Origin of the sequence: Streptomyces sp. NPDC057654 (assembly GCF_042800135.1) — a bacterium.
Lineage (GTDB): Bacteria > Actinomycetota > Actinomycetes > Streptomycetales > Streptomycetaceae > Streptomyces.
Genome location: NZ_JBHVHQ010001346.1, coordinates 1 through 273, shown reverse-complemented (window position 1 = coordinate 273; position 273 = coordinate 1). Strand labels below are relative to the sequence as shown.

The window sequence follows — 273 nt, the reverse complement described above, 5'->3', positions numbered from 1 at the left end:
TCGACGAGCGGGAAGCGGTTGCGCGGCCCGCGCACCTCGACGCTCGCGCCGACCGGCAGTCGCTCGTGCACCTCGCGGGAGCCGCCCCGGCCGTCCTCGATGAGGCGGGCCGCGACCGTGTACGCGTCGGGGTCGGCCGGATCGCCGCACAGCGAGTACTGGCGCACGGCCCCCGACGGCAGCACCAGGTCCACATGCGCGCCGGGCTCCCAGCCCGGCAGCCCGGCCCCCGCCAGTCGCAGCCGTACGACGCCGGCCGCCTCCTCCGTGCGC

1 pseudogene is annotated in these 273 nt (G+C 78.4%); it reads right to left on the bottom strand.

The annotated features are described in order from the left end of the window. Positions 1-273: pseudogene (locus ACFU99_RS43465) on the bottom strand (oxidoreductase); the annotation flags it as partial.